The sequence below is a fragment of the Saccharibacillus sacchari genome, assembly GCF_037722395.1.
GTDB classification, from domain to species: domain Bacteria; phylum Bacillota; class Bacilli; order Paenibacillales; family Paenibacillaceae; genus Saccharibacillus; species Saccharibacillus sacchari_A.
Genome location: NZ_JBBKAR010000008.1, coordinates 12,799 through 33,159, shown reverse-complemented (window position 1 = coordinate 33,159; position 20,361 = coordinate 12,799). Strand labels below are relative to the sequence as shown.

Sequence of the window (20,361 nt, the reverse complement as noted above, 5' to 3'; positions counted from 1 at the left end):
GCGACCTCCTTTCTTTGTTGGAATCCTCTGTTTTGGGCCTAAAAAAATAGCGCGTCAAGCCGCGCTATTCAGGTACTCTCCTATTAAACAAAAGGGCGGACCCCAATCCGCCCTTTTGTCGTAGCATGGATCTTACTTGCCGTCAGTCGTCGTATCCGTGGAAGTACCCGCATCGCCGGACTCATCCGTCGTCGTTCCCTGATCGGTCGTTGTCCCTTGGTCCGCACCTTCGGTTACCGCGCCGTCAGTTCCTTCGGTCGATGTTCCGTCCGTCCCTTCGGCAGGCGCAGTTTCCGTGCCTTCCGCTGCCGGAGTTTCCTCGTCCACGAACTCTTCCTTGCTCTTCGTAATGCCTTTCAGGTCGTTTTCCATGAAATCGTTCAGCTTCGTCGAAGCAAGGCTGCGGCGAACCGTATCCTTCACTTCGTCCGTCAGGGTATCGTTGCGTTTCTCTACCTTGATGACATGGTAGCCGTAATCGGTTTTGACTGGATCTCCGACGACGCCGACTTCTTGTTCCATAACCGCTTTTTTGAACTCGTCGACCCAGTTGCTGACCGCTTGGTCTTCGTACAGGCCGCCGTTCGAAGCGGAACCCGGATCGTCCGAGTATTCTTTGGCCAGTTCGGCGAAATCGCCGCCCGCGTCGATCTTGGCTTTGACTTCTTCGGCCAGTTTCTTGGCAGCCGCGTCTGTACGCTCATTGCCTTCCGCGTCGGTCAGACCGATCAGGATATGGCGAACGTTAGCCGTCACGTACGATTCTTTGTTGGCATCGTACTCTTTTTGTACTTCTTCGTCCGTCACTTGGTCGGACATGTATTGAACGGCTGTCATAACCTGAGTCATGTAGGTCGTCAGGTCCGCTTCCGTAATGTTTTGTGCGGTGAGCATCGTTTCGAGCTGTTCCTGGTCAACCTGCGCTTTCAACTGATCGATCTGCTCGGTCGCCATTTTTGCGCCTTCGGTCTTTTCTTCGTCCGTCGCTTTGCCTTCCAGATAGTTGTAAGCGATCTGTTGATCCAGCATGTAGTTCTTGATTTCGGCCGAATCCATCAACGAAGCATAGGTCGGCTGAAGGAATTTCATCACGTTGAGTTCTTTGTCGAACTGATCTTCCGTTACCGTTCCCCCGTCGTACGTAGCCAATACTTTGCTGTCGTCGGTTTTTGTTGTATCATCGGCTTTTTCGCCGCCGCAAGCGGCCAGCACGGAAAAAGAAAGTACCGCGACTGCGCCCAGCGACGCCAATTTGCCCCATTTTTTATGACTTGACTGCATCATGAAGTTCTCCCTTCGATTTGAACGCTTCTTGGAGGGCGCCCAGAACCTGCTCCAGCGTCTCAAGACGTCCGGCCTCCGGCAGATTCTTGCCTTTGATCAGAATCGCAAAAGGCACACCCTGCTTAAATTGTACACTGCTTTCGTATTGATTTCCAACTTGCGCGAGTTTCTTGGCATCCGCGACTTTTTCCTGACCGTCATAGAAGGTAACGAGCAGATCGTCGCCTTTTCTGGCAATGCTTTCGATCCCGTACAAGCGTCCGTAAATCTTGAAGCGCGCGACCTGCATCAGGCGCACCACGGCCTCGGGAAGTTCGCCAAAACGGTCAAGCAGCTCGTCTTCCAGCTCCAGCACGTCGTCGAACGTCGTGGCGGAAGCCACTTTTTTGTAGATTTCGATCTTCTGTATGCTGTCGTAGATATAGTCCGAAGGCAGATAAGCGTCGATCGACAGGTCGATCATCGTGCTCCAGTTTTTGTCTTCCGACGGCGCTTCGCCCAGCATCGAGATTTTGCGTTTCTGGATTTCTTCGGCCAGCATTTGCGAATACAGATCGAAGCCAACCGACGCGATAAAGCCGGATTGTTCCGCGCCGAGCAGATTGCCCGCGCCGCGGATCGACAGGTCGCGCATCGCGATCTTGAAGCCGGAACCGAGTTCCGTGAATTCTTTGATCGACTGAAGGCGCTTTTCGGCGACTTCGGTCAGCACTTTGTCTTTTTGATAAGAGAAATAGGCGTAGGCGATCCGGTTGGAACGTCCCACCCGTCCTCTCATCTGGTACAGCTGCGACAGGCCCATTTTATCCGCGTCGTGCACGATCAGCGTGTTGACGTTCGGAATATCGACGCCCGTCTCGATGATGCTGGTGCTGACGAGCACGTCCGATTCGCCTTCCAGGAAGTCGAGAATGGTACGCTCCAGCTCCTGCTCGCTCATCTGACCGTGACCCACGCTGACGCGCGCGTCCGGCACAAGTTCGGAAATTTCGGCCGCTTTTTCATGGATACCCTGCACGCGGTTGTAGAGATAGTAGACCTGGCCGCCGCGCGCGAGTTCCCGTTCGATCGCTTCCCTGACCAGGGTCGGGCTGTATTCGACGACATAAGTCTGCACGGGGAAACGGTTCTCCGGCGGCGTCTCGATAACGGACAGGTCGCGTACGCCGAGCATCGACATATGCAGCGTGCGCGGAATCGGCGTCGCCGTCAGCGTCAGCACGTCCACGTTCGTTTTGAGGCGCTTGAGCTTTTCTTTGTGCGTCACGCCGAACCGCTGTTCTTCGTCGACGATGAGCAAGCCCAGATCCTTAAATACGAGGTCCTGGGACAAAATGCGGTGCGTACCGATAATGACGTCGATCGTGCCCTGCTTGACCCCTTTGATCGTTTCGTTCTGCTCTTTGCGCGAACGGAAACGGCTCAGGACGCCAATGTTGAACGGATAGCCTTCGAAGCGTTCTTTGAACGTCTCGTAATGTTGCTGGGCCAAAATGGTCGTCGGCACGAGAATCGCCACCTGCTTGCCTTCGATAGCCGCTTTGAAAGCCGCGCGGATCGCGACTTCCGTTTTGCCGTAGCCGACGTCGCCGCACAGCAGACGGTCCATCGGACGCGTCATTTCCATATCGCCTTTGATCTCTTCGATCGCCCGCAGTTGGTCGCGCGTTTCTTCGTAAGGGAACGTGTTTTCGAACTCGTTCTGATCCGGCGTGTCTTTATCGAAGCTGTAGCCGGCAGACGCCTGACGCTCCGCGTACAGCTTGATCAGATCGTCGGCGATATCCTGCACGGACGAACGGACTTTGGTTTTCACCCGTGTCCATTCGTTGCCGCCCAGTTTGTACACTTTCGGTTCTTTGTCTTCGGCGCCGACGTATTTCTGGATCAGGTCGATCTGCTCGATCGGTACGGACAGCTTATCCCCGCCCGCGTACATGATATGCATGTAGTCTTTGTGGATGCCTGCGACTTCGAGCGTGCCGATGCCCAGATATTTGCCGATACCGTGATTCTGATGGACGACGTAGTCGCCGACTTTCAGCTCGGTATAGCTTTTGATCCGTTCGGCGTTGTCGATCTGTTTGGTGGTGTTGCTTTTACGGGCTTTGCGCTGCTTCTGCGCGAACAGTTCGCCTTCCGTAATCACGACGAGATGCGCGGACGGAAGCTCGAAGCCGCCTTGAAGATGGCCTCGCATGATTTCCGGCATTTCGATATCGTAGTCTTCCAGCACGGCGCGAATCCGTTCGGCCCGCTCCTCGTCGCCCGCCAGCATGATGATGCGCATATTGGACTTTTTCCAACGCTCCATCTCGGCCTTCAGCACGTTCATTTGCCCGTGGAAGTCCTGCATCGTCCGGCTGACCACGTTGACCACCTGACCCGGATGCGTGCGCGGAATCTGACGGACGAACAGCGACAGGAACAACGTTTGGAACGGACGGTGGTACACGGCGCTGTCGCCTTCAAGCGCAAGCGGCAGTTCCGGCAGACTTTTTCCGCTTTGCAGCAAATGCAGATTCCACTCGGCTTCGTCGCGTTCGAGCTGCGCAGCCGTATCGAGCAGGCGCGACGGTTCGTCCATCAGCAGCAGCGTGTTTTCCGGCATGTAATCGTACAGCGTGCGGCGCTCCGGGTAGATCAGCGAGACATACTTGTACATTTCCGGAAAATGAATCTGCTGGCGCAGCCATTCGATCTCGCGGCCGATTTCCTGCTGCATCGAAGCTTTGGCTTTGCGGTCGGTCATTTTTTCAAGCTGCTTCTCCAGCAACAATGCCGCCGCATCCGCCGCTTTGCGCATCCGTTCGCCGCTTGCGATCAGCTCGCGGCTCGGCATGATGTCCACTTTTTTCACCTTGTCGATCGAACGCTGGTCTTCCGGATCGAACGTACGGATCGAATCGATCTCGTCATCGAACAGTTCAACCCGGTAAGCAAGCTGAGACGTGGTCGGGAAAAAGTCGACGATTCCGCCGCGGACGCTCATTTCTCCTCGGGTCTCGACACGTTCGACACGCGAGTAACCAAGCTCGACCATGCGCGACAGGAACGTCTCCAAATCCAGCGTTCCGCCTTCTTCCAGCGTAAACCGGGCTTCGCGAATCGCGGACGGGTCCGGTACGAAACGGCGCAAGCCGGAAAACGGTACGACCAATATGCCTTTGAATCCGTCCGCACAGCGAGTCAGCACTTCAATGCGCTGGGCGATCGTTTCCGGGCTGGAGATGGCGGATTCTGCCGCGACCAATTCGTTGGCCGGGTAGAACATCACACTGCCTTCGGGAAGCGCTTCCTGAAGATCATCTGCGATTTTTTGCGCCGAAAAAATGTTATGCGTCACAATCAGCAGCGGCCGTTCCAGCTCCTGATGCAGGCCCGCCATCATCAACTGGCGCGCCGAGCCCGACAAGCCCGCGACCAGCTGCTCTTTCATCCCCGCCGATACGGCGTCCTTGATCTGGGTGAAGTCCTGATCCCGGGCAACTTCTTTGATAAGCGCGTTTAACAAAGGGGCACCTCTCTTATGCTTGTGTTGTTTCTATCCGTTAAACCGGGCCATCGTTTGTTCAAACGTATGATCCAGGCTATATTCGATGGAATCGCATGTTTTTTCGATCATTTCATCCAAAAGCGGCTGCTCGGCCTTGGTGAACGGCGCCAGTACGTAGTCTACGACGGCCATGCCGTTTTGCGGACGGGAGATTCCCATACGTACCCGGTCAAACGTCTGGGTGCCGGTATGCGCAATAATCGACTTGATGCCGTTATGGCCTCCCGCACTGCCTTGATAGCGCAAACGAATCCGGCCCACCTCCGTATCCAGATCATCGTACACCACGATCAGATTTTTCAGTTCGACTTTGTAATAGTCCATATAAGCCCGCACCGATTCGCCGGACAAGTTCATGAATGTCATCGGCTTAATGAGCGCTACTTTTTCGCGGCCGATGAAGCCTTCGCCGACCAGCGCCTTGCACTTGCTTTGCGTAATCGAAATGCCATGCTTTTGCGCCAAGCGATCCAACGCCATGAATCCGACGTTGTGGCGCGTTTTTTCGTAATTTTTACCGGGATTCCCCAGCCCAACGATCCATTTCATCCGATATGACTCCTCGCCTGCAATCGTTATGGTTCTGATGCGTATTTTTGTTACAATATAGGGATAAAGCACAATGTACCGCGGTAACGCCGCGGCGCGCTTTTCCAGTACGTTCAGCAAAGGAGCTGTAAAGCGACATGTACGAATTCGGAGCCTTGCTCAAAGACAACCGCCACTTCCACGATCATATGAACGCCGGCGTTCCCGTCGAGGTCTATCACCAAGACGTTCCGGTCGATATCGGACTGGTCACCGGCATTCACGAAAGCTTTATCGAAATCGGTCCAGCCCTCTATCATCGCGGCAGATACGTCTTTCTTTCCCGTCCGGGATACTGAATATTGTCTCTGCCTGCATCGGTATGACGGAAACGTTCACGCCGAGAAGGGTTACGCCTCCTTCCTTCCGGGAAGGAGGCGTAACCCGCGGGCTTTATCGCGATGTAAAAACTTAAATTTCAAACAGCTTGCTGATCGACAGTTCCTCGTGGACGCGAATAATCGCTTCGCCCAGCAGTGGAGCGACGGACAGCACTTTCAATTTGTTCGTCGGATTCGGGTGCGTGATCGGAATGGTATCGGTCACGATGACTTCCTTCAGCGGCGAATTTTCCAAACGGTCCATAGCCGGTCCGGACAGAACCGGGTGCGTGCAGCAGGCATAGACTTCTTTCGCTCCGCCTTCGACCAATGCGTTAGCGCCCAGCACGATCGTGCCGGCCGTGTCGATGATGTCGTCGATCAGAATCGCGGTCTTGCCTTCGATATTCCCGATAATATTCATGACTTCGCTGACGTTCGGCTCCGGACGGCGTTTGTCGATGATCGCGAGCGGAGCGTTCAACAGGTCCGCCAATTTGCGTGCCCGTACGACGCCGCCATGGTCCGGCGAAACGACAATCGGATTTTCAATCTGCTTCGAACGGAAATATTGCGCCAGGATCGGCACGCCGAGCAAATGGTCGACCGGAATATCGAAGAAGCCCTGGATCTGCATCGCGTGCAAGTCCATCGCGATAACGCGATGCGTACCGGCTTTTTCGATCAGGTTCGCGACCAGTTTCGCCGTGATCGGATCGCGCGAACGCGCTTTACGGTCTTGACGCGCATATCCGTAATACGGAATCACGACATTGATACTTTTTGCGGAAGCACGCTTGAGTGCATCAACCATAACCAGCAGTTCCATCAGATTGTCGTTGACGGGCGCACAGGTAGATTGAATGATGTACACGTGGCTGCCACGGACACTCTCGGACAATTTGACCTGAATTTCACCGTCGCTAAAGCTCGTCGTGTGCGATTCTCCCATCGGAATACCGATGTAGTCGGCGATTTGATTCGCCAGTTTGGGATTCGAATTGCACGTGAATATTTTCAGCTTTGAATCGCAATAAGTCATGTTTTGTAAACCCTCCGTGCTGGTCATTAGTGGTAGGGCGCGCTGCAAGCGCCCTGGCTCTGGGAATAACGATACGGCTCCTACAATACAAGGTTGCGGAGCCTTGCCTGCTTGTTCTTGGTATCTTGATTCGGCGGTTAGCCTTGGATAAGGTCCCGGGCTGCCCGCTTATTGTTATTGCTTTTTGCTTGCTTCCTTCTTCGCTTTGGCACGAGCCTTGATCTTGTCCGCATAGCCAGGCTTGTTTTCCTGGCGGGCTCTGCCGATTGCCAGGTCGCCTGCCGGGACCTGCTTCGTAATGGTCGAACCTGCTACGACATAAGCACCTTGACCGACATGAACCGGCGCAATCAGGTTCACATTGCTGCCGACAAAGGCATCGTCTTCGATCTCTGTCAGCGATTTGTTGAATCCGTCGTAATTGACAGTGATGGCACCGCAGCCGATATTGACACGGCTGCCGACCTTAGCGTCGCCGACATAGCTCAGGTGGGAGACTTTCGAATCCTGCCCGATTTCGGCATTTTTCACTTCGACGAAGTTGCCTACTTTTACGCCTTCAGCCAAGCTTGCGCCCGGACGCAGATGGGCGAACGGTCCGACCGATACATGATCGCCGACTTTCGAATCGCGAACGACGGAATGCGATACCGCCGTGCCGTTGCCGATCACCGCGTTCTCGATCTCGCTGTTCGGTCCGATCTTGCAGTCTTCGCCAATCGTCGTTTGGCCCGTAATGACGGTTCCCGGATACAGCACGGTATCGGAACCGATCGTCACGTCAGCACCGATGTAGGTGGAAGAAGGGTCGATCACGGTAACGCCGCCCAGCATATGCTCGCGTACGATACGCTCGCGCATCGCCGCTTCAGCCTGAGACAGCACAACGCGGTCATTGACGCCGATCGACTCATCAAGATCCCGAGTCGCATAGGCCGCGATCTTCTCGCCGTCACCGCGAAGGATACCGATCACGTCGGTGATGTAGTATTCGCCCTGAGCATTGTTATTCGTAACCCGGGACAGCGCGTCGAACAATTTGCGGTTGTCAAAGCAGTACGTGCCGGTATTGATCTCGTTCACGGCCGCTTCTTCAGGCGTGCAGTCTTTCTGCTCAACAATTCGAAGCACGCCTCCGTCTTCGCCGCGAATGATGCGGCCAAGTCCTGTCGGGTCTTCAGGAACCGCAGTCAGAATCGTTGCTGCCGCGCCTTCGCCTTCGTGCAGAGCGATCATGGCTTCAATCGTCTCGGCGCGAACAAGCGGCGTATCGCCGCAGATCAAAATCGTCGTCCCTTCTTCTTTACCCAGAAGTTCTTCCGCCTGCTGCACGGCATGACCCGTACCCAGCTGCTCGGCCTGAAGTGCATACTCGGCCTGGTCGCCCAGGTAAGCTTGCACGTCTTCGGCACCATGGCCCACGATGACTACTGTACGTTCACTGTTCGTCAGGCGCACGGTATTCACGACATGCCCGACCATCGGCTTGCCGCATACCGGATGCAACACCTTGTACAGCTTCGACTTCATTCGCTTGCCCTTGCCGGCGGCAAGAACAATCGCCATCCTTTTCAATGCTCCGCCTCCTCTTTGTTTACCCGGAAATAACCGTTGCCTGTAGAGGCGACGGTTATAATGGGTTCGGCCCTTCGGCCGCTATTTCTGCGTCTGTTGCTACGTCTATGTCATTCATCCGATCACGACACTCGTTCGCGACCTTCACAAATGCGAATTTCATCCTTCGAATCAACCTTTACGCTTCGTTTCTGGTTTCTTGATAAGTATGACCTATACTGAATATATCGCATTCCCGGCAAAAAGAAAAGGGAACCGAATCCCCCGGCTCCCTGCTTCCGTCTGATTATGTGTAACTTACGCGCCTTCCTCGATCGCTTCTTCGACTTCTGCGCCTTCCACGCCAGCACGTTCGTATTCTTCGAGAACGGCAGCCTGGATTTTTTCCCGCGTGCCGGAAGAAATCGGATGGGCGATATCCCGGAACTCTCCGTCCGGTGTACGCTTGCTCGGCATTGCGACAAACATTCCGTTATTTCCGTCGATCACCCGAATGTCGTGAACAACAAACTCGTCGTCGATGGTAATCGAAGCGATTGCCTTCATTCTACCTTCGGAGTTGACGCGGCGGAGTCTCACAGCCGTAATTTCCATTTAGGTTCACCACCTTTATCATTAGAAGACTTGGTGTATTATTCCACACCGGCTTCCAAAATCCTTCTTTTTGCGGCCACAAATTCAGGAATTTCGGAATTTTTTTTGGTTTTATTCACGAAATCGACAGATAACGCCGTTTTCCGCTGAAACTCGTTATCAATACGTTTTGATCAAGAAATGGTTTCATATTTTTAGAAGACGTTTTCGTCCTTTCACCTTCATTTTGAAGGAAAAAACTTTTCTACGCATTCAAATCACTAATTATATAAAAAAGCGCCTCCCCGATAGGAAAACGCTGCTTCGATTGCTTATTGATCAAAATAATTGCCGGGCTTAACGCCGACCACCCGATTCTTCGAATCCACCGTCTCCAGCGTCACCAAAGACACATACTCTTCCACTTGCCGCTCTTCCGAGTCTACGGACCCGGAATCCAGCAATACGCCGACACCTGCAACCTCCGCATCGAACTCAGCCAGCAGATCAATCATCCCCCGCACCGTTCCGCCTGCCTTCATAAAGTCGTCTACGATCAGAACACGCGACTTTTCTTTCAACGCCCGGCGCGACAATGTCATCGTATGGATGCTTTTGTGCGAACCCGATACATAATTGATGCTAACCGCCGAACCTTCCGTCACCTGATGATCCCGACGCACCAATACGACAGGCAGATTCAGCTTGGCACCCGTTGCATAGGCGATTGGAATTCCTTTTGTTTCCACGGTCATGACCACATCGATATTCTTGCCGCCAAAGATCGTCGCAAAAATATCCCCGATCTCATTGACCAGATGAGGCTGTCCGAGCAGATCCGACATGTACAGATACCCGCCCGGCAAAATCCGCCCCGGCTCTTCCAGCTTGGTGCAGACCTTCTCGATAATGCCGAGCGCTTTCTCTTCCGAGACGCGCGGAATATACTTTACACCGCCCGCGGCTCCCGCCAATGTCTGTAATTCCCCCATGCCTTCTTCCTCGAACACTTCCTTGATAATCGCCAGATCCTCGCTGATCGACGACTTCGCCGCCCCGTACCGCTCCGCAAACGTGGTCAACGGAATCAAAGAATGCGGTCTAGCCAATAAAAACTGGGTTAACTCTACCAAACGTGCACTACGTTTTAATTTTTTCACTAAGGTTTCCTCGCTAAATCCGAATATTTTATAAAAAATATAACATCTTTGTACGTGATTGTACAAGTGAATGATTTATAAAATATCCAAAAAGCGAGTACAATTAAAGAAAATTAGCCAGAACGATCCAACTGGCTAATTTTCTTACACCAAAAATCCCGAGCGGCTTTAATCGAATTTAATAAAACATGGGTACGCTTTTCAGCAAACCTTATCCCTTAAGTTTTTTGCAAGTTCGCGGGATCTGCTTGGCTCCTGGCTCTGGATGAACATCCTGCGAACACAACGTGTGCTCCCAGCAAACTGTTGATCTTTTGCACAGATTTCTTAGCATTTCGTAGCCCTTTTTTGAAAATACTGATAAAACATCAACAAATCTTACGCAGTAACCCGATTTTCAACGAGATCTGTAGAAAATCTGAACCAAACGTCAACATTCCGAAACAAAAGAAGCAAAATCCGCTAAATTGCTGACGTTTTGCACACTTTTTTAAAATTCAAATCAAGCCATGTTCCATTCCCTTAATTTCCGCTGTTTTCCTTGCTTCTTCTCTCGTAAACCTTACCGCGTTTCCACAATCCCGCGCGCTCCGTCCACGACCACGACTTGCCCGTCCCGCAGCAACTCCGTCGCGTTCCCGGTCGCTACGACGGAAGGAATGCCGTACTCTCTCGCGATGATCGCCGAATGGGACAAAATCCCGCCGGAGTCGGTTACCAGCGCGCCGATGCTCGGAAACAACACGGACCATGCCGGCGTGGTGATCGGGCAGACGAGCACGTCGCCTTTGCGTATTTTGCCGAATTCCGATTCGTCTCGTACGATCCGTACCGTTCCGGTATACGGTCCGGCCGAAGCGGAAATGCCGCGGATACGGGAAGGGTCGGTTTGCGCTTGCCCGCTTTGGTCGGTCGCGAAAATGCGTTCGATCGCCCAGATCGCCGCTTCGGCGGACAAACGCGCTTCGGCCGGAAACGACGCGAAAGAAGGCGGAGGCGGCGGGATGTCGCCGTAGCTGGCCGGTCCGAGATGCAATCGTGTCCAATTCATCTCGCTTTGCCGACGTTCGGCTGTATCGCGGATAACGGCAACTTCGTTTTCCAAAGCGGTTTGCGTTTCGTCGAACTCCAGCAAAAATACGTCGCTTTGCCGATCCAACCGTCTCTGTTCCGCAAAACGCCGTCCGGCTTCGAGCAACGCGTAACGAAGCAAAGCGAACGGCGCGTCGCGGTCGTAAAATCCGTGCTCTTCGCGAACGGCGTATGCCGTTTCCGCACGGGCCAGCAAATGATTGAAGCGCCGCCGATCGGGTTCGGAACATTTTCCCAACTCGTTTGCCGCTATTGCCAGACGTTCTCCGCGCCGTTGTGCATGCAGGCCGGATTTCCGTTCGGAATCGTACTCGTCTCGCGTCTGGCTTCGCAGGAGTTGCACCAACAGTTCCGGCGATTCCGACAGGGTCGGGTATGCCAATTCGGAGCGCAGCGCGCGGTTGCCGAACAAGCGAAGATAAGCATCCAGCTCGTTTGCGAACTCCCGATCCAGTTCCCGCAGCTCGGACAGCGGCGCGCCGGCTTCCAACCGACGATACAGATCCGGCACGGCATGTACCCGGCGAGCCAGTCCGGACATCTCGCGGGCAGGCGCGCTTGAGGCGACCGACAACCCTTCGAAGCACTCCATCGTCTCCGAATCTCCCCAACCGAACCGATCGCGGCACATAAAAGCAAATTCGGCCAACGCAAGCTGAAGCGCTCCGTTCATCAACATATGCCGATCGAGACAAACGTTCAGGAATTCCTTCGTTTCCCCGAGATGAGTCTTCAACTCCCGATTCGATAACGCTTGCAAGTCAACCGACGCCAACGCTTCCGTGCGACGAATCAAATCCGGCTTCCATTCCCGTTCCCAACTCGCCAATGTATGGCCGCCCACATCCTGCCGGACAGCCTGTACCGCTCCCGCGATTCTCGACCGGATCGAAGGCACGACGCGGATCAGAACCGGCATTAACCAGTCGGGCGGCGCCGCGCGGTCTTTGCCTCCCAGCGGTACGGTTCGCTGGTACATCCATCCGCCGATCGGGCGCTGCTCCAGCGTCTCGATCATCAGCGACATCTGACTGCACATCAGCCGCATCGCATGGTTCATGGCCGGTATAAAGGTGCTGCGCGTCGCGGGCGACAACGGATCGGGATAATGGGAAGCTTCCCTTTCCCAATATCCGTCGGGAATCAAGATCGGCACTTCGGACACCGCTTCCGAAAAACGCGGTTCTTGCTGCGAAGTCGCCGAATCCAGCCTGTCCAGCGTCGTGATCGGACGGGCTTGCAACAGATATAACTTCTCGCCGCAGATTGCCCATTCGATATCCTGCGGTTGTCCGAAAAAGGCTTCCGTTTTTCTCGCCAATTCCGCGATACGCAGAACCTGCTCGCGATCCACCGCTTGTTCCGGCGCGCTCATGTTTGTCGCTTCGTTCCCGCGCACGCTCCATTCGTCCGGCGTCGCCGTTCCCGACACCAGCCGCTCTCCGAGTCCGCGCACCGCGCTGACGACGGTTTCGGAACGATCTCCGTTGACCGGATTCGCCGTAAACGCGACGCCCGCCGCGTCCGGCGCCAGCATAGGCTGAATCAGCACGGCCATCGCGCCCGCTTGTACCTGCTGCTGTTCGCGGTAATGCAGCAAATGATCGCCGAGCGCGGAAGCCCAGCATTTTCGGACGGCAAGCTCGACCTGCTGCGATCCTTCCACTTGCAAAAAGGTATCGTATTGTCCGGCAAACGAAGCGCTGCGGGAATCTTCGGCGGTTCCCGACGAACGAACGGCCAGCAACGGGCTTTCCAGCCTTTCTACGGCCTTGCTCAAGCGATATTGCGATACGGTGTCGAGAGGAATTGAACGCAGATGTTCCCGCACCCGCTCGATGCTTGCCTTATCCGGCAAATGCGGCATATACGCCGCGTGCGCAAGCGTCGTGACGACAAAGCCTTCCGGCACCGGAAACCCGGCTTGCAGCAGTTTTGCCAGATTCGACGCTTTGCCGCCCGCAAGATCGGTATCGGCGCAAGCTTGTTCCGACAATCCGATCAGCAGACGCGGGCCTTCTTCGTTCAAACTTTCAACAAGCAAGCCGTCGTTCGTCTCGTTCATCGGGACTCCTCCTCTTTTTCGGAACGCGCCAAGCTTGAAGCTTCTGTTTGCAAAAAGGCGATCTGAGCGCGCAAGCCTGTTTGCAGCGTACGGATCAAAGCTTGTTCGTCCAGCCCGTAACGCTCCTGCATATCGACCCATGTGTTCATGCTCAGCAATTGGCGAATGTTCACGTAAGAAGCTTGTCTCAGATCGGCTTTCTCCTCGCCCGGCGCTTCTTGATCCACCAACGCCCGAATCCATTCGTCCCGGTCGCCAGTGCTGGAATGTTTGACGTTAAGCCGAAGCGCCGACACGATCAACAGCAGCGCACGGATTTTGGGGAGCAAAGGATACACTTCCGGAATCATGTTCCCGATCCATGCCGGCAGCCCGTCCAGCGTGCCGCTGTAAGCCGGAATCTGTCCCATGTGGCGATCCAGCCACCACAGCCGCAATCCTTCCAGCAAAGCTTCCCGCGAAGCATAATGCCGATACACCGATCCGTACGACACATTGGCCCGGTCCGCGACTTCGTGGATCGTGAAATTATGAATCCGCCCTTCCAACACGAGCTGCTCGACCGCTTCCATAATCGCTTGACCGGTCATCTCCTGCTGCTGCTTGCGAACAGGACTTTCGTAGTTCCGTTTGTTTTTAGACGTATTCAGCAAGCTCAACCCCAATTCGATGAATAATTTATACATTGAATATAAAATGCCTTCTTTCGCCTGTCAAACAAAAATAAAAGCCGGCTCCGTTTGGGAATGCGAATTAGCCTATCCCCAGTACGAGTTTTAAAAACATCAAAGACCCCTGTTTGTACAAACAGGGGTCCAATCTCAACTCGGCAGTCCGACCGGAACAATCTCGCTTTCCTCTAGCCCAACGTCCGTACCGCATAAACTTCCTCGCAAAAGCCTCTTAACCCATTACAAATCCGCTTCGCCTTCTCTTCCTTGCTCACCAGCCCGAATACCGTCGGCCCGCTTCCGGACATCAGCACGCCGTCGGCGCCCAGATTCTCCATGACCTGCTTCAGCCGGGCTACGCCCGGATACAGCTTCAGCGTCACATCCTCCAGCACATTTCCCAGGCCGTCGCAGACCGCTTCGAACGAACCTGCCTCCAGTGCCGCTCTCATGCCCGACGCCGAAGGATGAACCGCAATCTCCGCTGCCCTGAGGTTGCCGTACACATCCGCTGTCGAGACGTTGATCGGCGGCTTTGCCAGTACGACCCAACAGCGCGGCGGACTCGCGAGCGCTTCGAGCTTCTCTCCGCGCCCTGTCGCAAGCGCTGTGCCTCCACGTACGCAAAACGGAACGTCGGAGCCGATCTCTGCGCCCAGCTCCTCCAATTCCGCCGTAGACAGCCCCAGCTCCCACAACCGATTCAGTCCGCGCAAAGCTGCCGCCGCATCGCTACTGCCTCCAGCCAATCCGGCAGCAACAGGAATACGTTTCTCAAGATGCATATGCACGCCGCGATTGACCCCAAAGCGCTGACGCAACAGACGTGCCGCGCGCACCGCCAGGTTTTTATCGTCAAGCGGAATATACCCCGATTGGCTGGACAACGAGATTCGGCTTGTACCCGGATCGTGGAGCGTCAGCCGGTCGGCCAGATCCACCATCGTCATCACCATCTCTACTTCGTGAAAGCCATCGTTGCGTTTATGTAAAACATCCAGCATCAGGTTAATCTTCGCTGGCGCCTTTTCGTAAATGAACAAACTTTCCACCGCCCCTGCATAGTCACCGGCATCCCGGTATCTCTCTCCGAAAGAACTTAGGTTATTATATGCAAAATCGAACACGAAGTCTATTAATCGACACCTTGCACACAAACAAAGGCGGCCTTCACAAATGCGAAGGCCGCCTTTCAAAAATAACGTGTGAATCAGGCGCCGGCGTAAGCGATCGGAATCTCCGAATCGTCTTCCATTAGCGAAAGCTCAACCGTCTCTGTCAAAACATCGGCATAGCTATAAGATACTCGACCCGAAGCATGTTCGGCCTCTTCTTCAAGCATGACGGTAAATACCGCCGGGTATGTTCCTTCGAGGACTCCTGTTTGCTCAACCGTCTTGCGTCGTCCTCCATTGGCACGAAGCATGACTCGGTGTCCTACATGAGCTTCGAGACTGCGTTTGATATCCGATAGCGTTTGATTTGCCATTCTTCTCAACCACCTCTCTCATACATTCTATTGTAACATTTTGAGAGGTTAATGTCAATCAAATATTTCATTATATCAGTAATATTTTGAAGATGTCAACGGGGATTTTTTTGGAAAAACAGCCTTCTCTCCCGCCCTCATTCGATACGCGAATCTTGGCTGCAATTCGCGCTCTGTATCGTGTCCTGGGACGCTCCTCCGTCATTGCGTCACGCCCCTCTTACAACGGCTGAATACTGTTCTTAACGAAGTCCTTCGCGAAGGAAAATGCTGCTTAGGCGTGCGTACTCCTCCATCGACACTGTTTCGGCCCGGCGCGAAGGTTCGATTCCCGCTTCATGCAGCAGCCCTTCCATACGTTCCCGTCCTTCTTGCGAGAAATAACGCGCACGGAGGTTATTGGCGATCGTTTTACGACGTTGGGTAAACGAAGCCTGCACAAGGGTAAAGAAATGCTCCTCGTCCGCCACTTCGACCGGAGGCTTATCCCGTACCTTCAACCGAATCACCGCCGACTCGACATTCGGCTGCGGAATGAATACCGTACGCGGCACAATGCAGACCAATTCCGGCTCGCTGTAATACTGCACGGCAATGCTAAGGCTTCCGTATTCTTTGCCTCCGGGAGAAGCCGACATGCGCTCCGCCACTTCTTTTTGGATCATGACCACGATGTTCTCCAGCGGCAGTTTCTCTTCAAGCAGCTTCATAAGGATAGGCGTCGTCACATAGTAGGGAAGGTTGGCGACTACGCTAACCTTCCCGCTGCGAACGAACACTTCGTCGAACAGTGCCTTCAGATCAACTTTAAGCACGTCAGCCTCGCGTACGGTCACGTTGCCGTACGGGCTTAGCACGTCCTTCAGGATCGGAATCAGGCGGCGGTCGATCTCGACTGCGGCTACCTCTCCCGCGCCGAGCGCAAGCTTTTCCGTCAATGCGCCGATACCGGGTCCGATCTCAAGCGCTCCCTTGGTTGGATCGAGATCGGCGGCGGCTACGATTTTGCCCAGAATATTTTGATCGATCAGAAAGTTCTGACCGAGACTTTTTTTGAATGAAAAACGGTGTTTTTCGATAATTTCTTTGGTTCGCTTCGGCGAAGCAATACTTTCTTTTTCGTTCATGAACTCACGATCCTTCGTTTTCGATTTGGGCCAGCGCGTCAGCGAACTCTTGCGGCGTGATTTGGAACATCCGTAGCCGGTTATAGAACTGCTTGCCGTTGCAATAACCGATTCCCAGCAAATTCCCCATCGCCATACGGCGCGCAGCGGCGCTTTGATGCACGATCAGTCCGGCTTCGATCAGGTCCTGCCAGTCGATCATGCTGTCCTTACCCGGCATTTCCGTATGCACGCGTTCCAAAGCGAAACGGATCGCTTCGGGGGATGCGTTTTCCACACCGATATCGCCTTTGCGCGTCGCGTCCGCTTCGGGGATAAACGCATGCTTGCAGCCGGGAACCTTCTGCGCCACGATCTTCCGAATTCGCTCGCCTGCAAAGTCGGGGTCCGTCAAAATGATCACGCCTCGTCGTTCCATCGCCAGTTGAACACGGCGAATCACCGCAGCTCCTATTGCGGACCCGCCTGTCTCGATCGTGTCTGCCTCGACCGCACGCTTAACTGCCACGGTATCGTCGCGGCCCTCCACGACAATCACTTCTTTAATCATGGGTTATCTCCTTTGCCCCTCATAACAAAAAGAAGGGTCAACGTAGTTTCCCCTTCTTTGATTTCGATCCTGCTTCAATATCGTTGATTATACCACTTCCGAGCCTCTAGCGTAAACGACCGCTTTGACGAAAAGAATCCGGCAGCCCTCGTAAGGACTGCCGGATTCTTCACTCACCCGCCGTATTACGGCTTATTGGGTCCAATCACGTAAATCGTCAGACCGGATTTACGGCCAAAGTTCAGCGCCGCGTTCAGGCTGTCGTAATACATGTCGATCTTTTTGCCTTTGATCGCACTGCCTGTATCTTCCGCTTTGCGGTAACCGTAACCTTCGATGTAGACCCACCATCCGAGCGGAATCACGTTCGGATCGACAGCGATCGTACGCCCTTCTGCTACGGTTGTGCCTGTTGCGGTACGGGTGCCGATTCCCGGTTGTTCCGAAGAATAAGCGGTTGCGGCCACTCCAGTCAGTACAGTCTTATATTCGAAACCTTTGGCGGATTTCGACGAAGACGAATCGTTCGCGGCCGCAGCCGTGGCGAACGTCTTCTCGACAACCGGTTCTTTCGTTCCGATCGCGATAATCTCATCCTGCTTTTCGGTTTTCACTTTTTTGTCCACGACATACTTCGTTACGAACTCTCCGTCTTGGTAGACCTTTTCGACCGTTTGAACCACAACGCCTTCGACGCCGGCTTGGATCGTTTTGGTTTTCCCTTTGAGCAGAGTCGAATCTTCTTTTTCCGTCGTGCTATAAGGCACTTTCACTTCGACGTCGGCCGTGAACTTGTTAATCCGGTATACGGAAATATCCATGTTCTCGGTCAGAGGCGTCGATACGCCCGGATACACTTTGTCGCTATCTCCGACGGTGATGCCTTTGTCTGCCAAAATAGCCTCTACCGTTCTGGCCGTCGTGTAGGTTGCAGTGCTTTCGCCGCCTACTTTCAGGTTAACCGGAATCGCGGTCGCGATTTCGATGTTGCTGTCTGCTTCGACTGCCGAACTCAGAGGCACCGAAATTTTGTCATGCGCGCCGAACTCGATGTCCCAACCCGCAAGTGCAGCAGCTACGGTCGATTCCGCCGTGTAGGCTTTTTTGCTTTTGCCGTCGACCGACAAGGTTACAGGAACAGCCGAAGTGATTTCGACCTTACCGCCATTTTGCACGGCGGAGCTAACGGGTACCGAAATTTTGTCGAACTGTCCAAGCTCCACGTTCCAGCCTTCAAGCGCAGCTGCGATCGTTTTCGCGGTTGTGTACCGCTGTTCGCTTTTGCCGTCGACTGTCAGAGTGACCGGCAATGCCGTTGTGATCGCAATGCGGTCGCCATCCTGAATCGAAGCGCCAAGCGACTTAGACACATCGTCCTGCGGTTTGAAGCTGAGCGAATGCTCGTCCAGAAGTTCCTGGAAGCTGCCCTTGTGCGTGGTCAGCGTTTGTTCTTTCCCGTCTACGATCAGCACGATCTGCTTCTCGGCCTGCGCATACAACCCGAGGAGCACCATCGTCACGACCGCGACGACGAATAATGCGACACCCAAAATTTGGAGCCCGTTCTGGCGCTTCCAACGCAAAGCGTAAGTCATGCTGGATGATCGTGAACCATGGGTGTCTTCTTTGGTGAAAATGCCCACTCTTCCGTCCTCCTCCATAGCCCCGCCGTCAAGTACGTACATGAAAAGATTGACGTGACTACTTGCTATTTTTTCGTAAAAACGCGCAGCACAAGAATCGTGTTTTCCCGGACATGCCGGTTGCGCCGTCTCTACGTTCATCCCGTTCTAAAAGCCCAGCCCGATCGGGTCGAACCGACCTTGCGCTTATGTACGCCATTCCTCGAAGCAAACCTGCCGTAAAACAAAAGAAGCCTGTGGAAAGAGGACTTAAGGAATCTTAAGAGGTCTCTTCCGCGGGCTTCCCTCTTAAAAAATCGACAAGTTGACGATCTGAGGAAAACATAAGGCGCGTGGCTGCCTCTCTCTTATTATTGCGCTTACGAGGTTAGCTGTCGGGTTCGGACGAAGAGAGTCGTCCTATGGCGATTCTTCCGCTCATGGCGAGAAGATCTCCAATTCACCCCGTAGACCCAGTGGAAAAGGAATCGACCACGGCTGCTTTTTCCGCAACTTAAGTTTCGGGTTTGAGGCAAGCAGACCGCTTCGGGTTCCCCCGTTCTCCGTTATGTATGACGAAGATTCAGCGAGACGGTACATGAATTTGTCGGATTAACCGAACATACGGCCGGATTAATCACTGACAAGATAATAGCTTTTTTCGGACAGGTTTGTAAAGCGGCGCAATTTCACGTTTACCCGATTAAAAGGTTAAAACTTTGTAACATTCTCTCCTTTTTTCGGGCAAAGAGATTAATTTCTCGTAAATACTCCCTTTTTCGGCCGATTTGCTCTCTTTCTTAGCTGATACCAAAAAGCTTGTTTGCGTTTTTCATCGTCTGTTCGGCAATTTCTTCCAGAGAAATCCCTTTTAGCTGAGCGGCCATCTCGGCGACGAGACGCACATAAGCCGTTTCATTTCGTTTTCCCCGATACGGATGCGGAGTCAAATAAGGAGCATCCGTTTCGATCAGCAGGCGGTCCATCGGCGTCTTTTCCAGGACCTCTTTTGGCTGCTTCGCGTTTTTAAAAGTGACCGGTCCGCCGAAGGAGAGATGGAAGCCCAGATCGAGACAGATTTTCGCCGTTTCCCAACTTCCGGAGAACGCGTGCATGATCCCACCGACCTCAGAAGCGTTTTCCTCTTTCAAAATCCGGATCGTGTCTTCATGCGCTTCGCGGTTATGGATCACGATCGGCAGCTTGACCCGTTTCGCTAACGCGATTTGTTCGCGAAGAACGCGATGCTGTACGTCTTTCGGCGATTTATCCCAGTGGTAGTCAAGTCCGATCTCGCCGATGGCGACCACTTTCTCGTGACTGCACAGCGATTCGATCCATTCCAGGTCGCCTTCTTGCATATCGATCGCATCCACAGGGTGCCATCCGATCGCCGCATAGACGAAATCGTACTTTTCCGCCAATGCCAACGTCGTCGGAATCGTTTCGCGATTAAACCCGATATTCACCAGTCGACTAACTCCCGCTTCAACGGCACGAGCCATCGCTGCGTCCCGATCCTCTTCGAATTCCGGTGCATCCATATGAGTATGAGTATCAAATAACATGCGTTCAGCTCCTTTTCAAAAAAAACCGGCAACCAAGCGATGGCTGCCAGCTTGTTTTCAATCTTTTTCATTTTGCAAA

Annotated in this window: 16 protein-coding genes and 1 riboswitch; of the genes, 1 reads left to right on the top strand and 15 read right to left on the bottom strand. The window is 53.8% G+C overall.

Going from position 1 to position 20,361, the window contains the following annotated elements:
* Positions 1–132: 132 nt before the first annotated feature.
* From WKI47_RS03600 to pth, 3 genes are read right to left on the bottom strand one after another with little or no spacing between them, the layout of a single operon-like run.
* A complete protein-coding gene (locus WKI47_RS03600) occupies positions 133–1,284 on the bottom strand; it encodes a peptidylprolyl isomerase (protein ID WP_340225826.1) in 1,152 nt (383 codons plus the stop codon).
* Entirely contained in the window at positions 1,265–4,798 is a 3,534-nt protein-coding gene (gene mfd, locus WKI47_RS03595) for a transcription-repair coupling factor (RefSeq protein ID WP_340225825.1), read from the bottom strand. Before mfd ends, WKI47_RS03600 begins: the two co-directional genes overlap by 20 nt.
* Positions 4,799–4,828: 30 nt before the next feature.
* Positions 4,829–5,389: an aminoacyl-tRNA hydrolase gene (pth, locus tag WKI47_RS03590; RefSeq protein WP_340225824.1), complete on the bottom strand. Its 561-nt coding sequence runs from the start codon at positions 5,387–5,389 to the stop codon at positions 4,829–4,831.
* A 137-nt stretch (positions 5,390–5,526) separates the two neighbouring features.
* Between pth and WKI47_RS03585 the strand changes: the two genes are divergently transcribed.
* On the top strand, positions 5,527–5,727 hold the full coding sequence (locus WKI47_RS03585; RefSeq protein ID WP_340225823.1) for a hypothetical protein: 201 nt from the start codon (positions 5,527–5,529) through the stop codon (positions 5,725–5,727).
* 112 nt (positions 5,728–5,839) lie between these two features.
* Here the strand turns inward: WKI47_RS03585 and WKI47_RS03580 are convergent, their stop codons facing one another.
* The 12 genes from WKI47_RS03580 to WKI47_RS03525 form a co-directional block, all read right to left on the bottom strand.
* On the bottom strand, positions 5,840–6,790 hold the full coding sequence (locus WKI47_RS03580) for a ribose-phosphate diphosphokinase (protein ID WP_037286036.1): 951 nt from the start codon (positions 6,788–6,790) through the stop codon (positions 5,840–5,842).
* Between the two features lie 174 nt (positions 6,791–6,964).
* Complete coding sequence (gene glmU, locus WKI47_RS03575) at positions 6,965–8,356, bottom strand: bifunctional UDP-N-acetylglucosamine diphosphorylase/glucosamine-1-phosphate N-acetyltransferase GlmU (RefSeq protein WP_425355427.1); 1,392 nt, start codon at positions 8,354–8,356, stop codon at positions 6,965–6,967.
* Between the two features lie 306 nt (positions 8,357–8,662).
* Positions 8,663–8,959: a septation regulator SpoVG gene (gene spoVG, locus WKI47_RS03570; RefSeq protein WP_037286039.1), complete on the bottom strand. Its 297-nt coding sequence runs from the start codon at positions 8,957–8,959 to the stop codon at positions 8,663–8,665.
* A gap of 311 nt (positions 8,960–9,270) precedes the next feature.
* Entirely contained in the window at positions 9,271–10,098 is an 828-nt protein-coding gene (purR, locus tag WKI47_RS03565) for a pur operon repressor (RefSeq protein WP_340225821.1), read from the bottom strand.
* A 562-nt stretch (positions 10,099–10,660) separates the two neighbouring features.
* A complete protein-coding gene (locus WKI47_RS03560) occupies positions 10,661–13,255 on the bottom strand; it encodes a PEP/pyruvate-binding domain-containing protein (RefSeq protein ID WP_340225820.1) in 2,595 nt (864 codons plus the stop codon).
* Positions 13,252–13,941 carry a TetR/AcrR family transcriptional regulator gene (locus tag WKI47_RS03555; RefSeq protein ID WP_340225819.1) on the bottom strand — a complete coding sequence of 230 codons (690 nt, stop codon included), beginning with the start codon at positions 13,939–13,941 and terminating at the stop codon, positions 13,252–13,254. Before WKI47_RS03555 ends, WKI47_RS03560 begins: the two co-directional genes overlap by 4 nt.
* Before the next feature lie 173 nt (positions 13,942–14,114).
* Entirely contained in the window at positions 14,115–14,969 is an 855-nt protein-coding gene (gene ispE / locus WKI47_RS03550) for a 4-(cytidine 5'-diphospho)-2-C-methyl-D-erythritol kinase (protein WP_340225818.1), read from the bottom strand.
* Between the two features lie 167 nt (positions 14,970–15,136).
* Positions 15,137–15,415, bottom strand: coding sequence for a Veg family protein (locus WKI47_RS03545; protein WP_340225817.1), 279 nt, complete (start codon positions 15,413–15,415; stop codon positions 15,137–15,139).
* A gap of 242 nt (positions 15,416–15,657) precedes the next feature.
* Positions 15,658–16,542 (bottom strand): 16S rRNA (adenine(1518)-N(6)/adenine(1519)-N(6))-dimethyltransferase RsmA, encoded by an 885-nt coding sequence (gene rsmA / locus WKI47_RS03540; RefSeq protein WP_340225816.1) that lies wholly within the window; start codon positions 16,540–16,542, stop codon positions 15,658–15,660.
* A gap of 4 nt (positions 16,543–16,546) precedes the next feature.
* Entirely contained in the window at positions 16,547–17,092 is a 546-nt protein-coding gene (gene rnmV / locus WKI47_RS03535) for a ribonuclease M5 (RefSeq protein WP_340225815.1), read from the bottom strand.
* 185 nt (positions 17,093–17,277) lie between these two features.
* On the bottom strand, positions 17,278–18,735 hold the full coding sequence (locus WKI47_RS03530; RefSeq protein WP_340225814.1) for a ubiquitin-like domain-containing protein: 1,458 nt from the start codon (positions 18,733–18,735) through the stop codon (positions 17,278–17,280).
* Positions 18,736–19,076: 341 nt separating this feature from the next.
* Positions 19,077–19,313: riboswitch (cyclic di-AMP (ydaO/yuaA leader) on the bottom strand.
* A 201-nt stretch (positions 19,314–19,514) separates the two neighbouring features.
* Positions 19,515–20,282: a TatD family hydrolase gene (locus tag WKI47_RS03525; RefSeq protein ID WP_340225813.1), complete on the bottom strand. Its 768-nt coding sequence runs from the start codon at positions 20,280–20,282 to the stop codon at positions 19,515–19,517.
* Positions 20,283–20,361: the final 79 nt, after the last annotated feature.

What these genes read in the sequence shown, in the direction of transcription:
- WKI47_RS03600 (WP_340225826.1), bottom strand. Translation starts at nt 1,284, where the DNA reads ATGATGCAGTCAAGTCATAAAAAATGGGGCAAATTGGCGTCGCTGGGC.
- pth (WP_340225824.1), bottom strand. Translation starts at nt 5,389, where the DNA reads ATGAAATGGATCGTTGGGCTGGGGAATCCCGGTAAAAATTACGAAAAA.
- WKI47_RS03585 (WP_340225823.1), top strand. Translation starts at nt 5,527, where the DNA reads ATGTACGAATTCGGAGCCTTGCTCAAAGACAACCGCCACTTCCACGAT.
- WKI47_RS03580 (WP_037286036.1), bottom strand. Translation starts at nt 6,790, where the DNA reads ATGACTTATTGCGATTCAAAGCTGAAAATATTCACGTGCAATTCGAAT.
- glmU (WP_425355427.1), bottom strand. Translation starts at nt 8,356, where the DNA reads ATGGCGATTGTTCTTGCCGCCGGCAAGGGCAAGCGAATGAAGTCGAAG.
- spoVG (WP_037286039.1), bottom strand. Translation starts at nt 8,959, where the DNA reads ATGGAAATTACGGCTGTGAGACTCCGCCGCGTCAACTCCGAAGGTAGA.
- WKI47_RS03560 (WP_340225820.1), bottom strand. Translation starts at nt 13,255, where the DNA reads ATGAACGAGACGAACGACGGCTTGCTTGTTGAAAGTTTGAACGAAGAA.
- WKI47_RS03555 (WP_340225819.1), bottom strand. Translation starts at nt 13,941, where the DNA reads ATGTATAAATTATTCATCGAATTGGGGTTGAGCTTGCTGAATACGTCT.
- WKI47_RS03545 (WP_340225817.1), bottom strand. Translation starts at nt 15,415, where the DNA reads ATGGCAAATCAAACGCTATCGGATATCAAACGCAGTCTCGAAGCTCAT.
- rsmA (WP_340225816.1), bottom strand. Translation starts at nt 16,542, where the DNA reads ATGAACGAAAAAGAAAGTATTGCTTCGCCGAAGCGAACCAAAGAAATT.
- rnmV (WP_340225815.1), bottom strand. Translation starts at nt 17,092, where the DNA reads ATGATTAAAGAAGTGATTGTCGTGGAGGGCCGCGACGATACCGTGGCA.
- WKI47_RS03525 (WP_340225813.1), bottom strand. Translation starts at nt 20,282, where the DNA reads ATGTTATTTGATACTCATACTCATATGGATGCACCGGAATTCGAAGAG.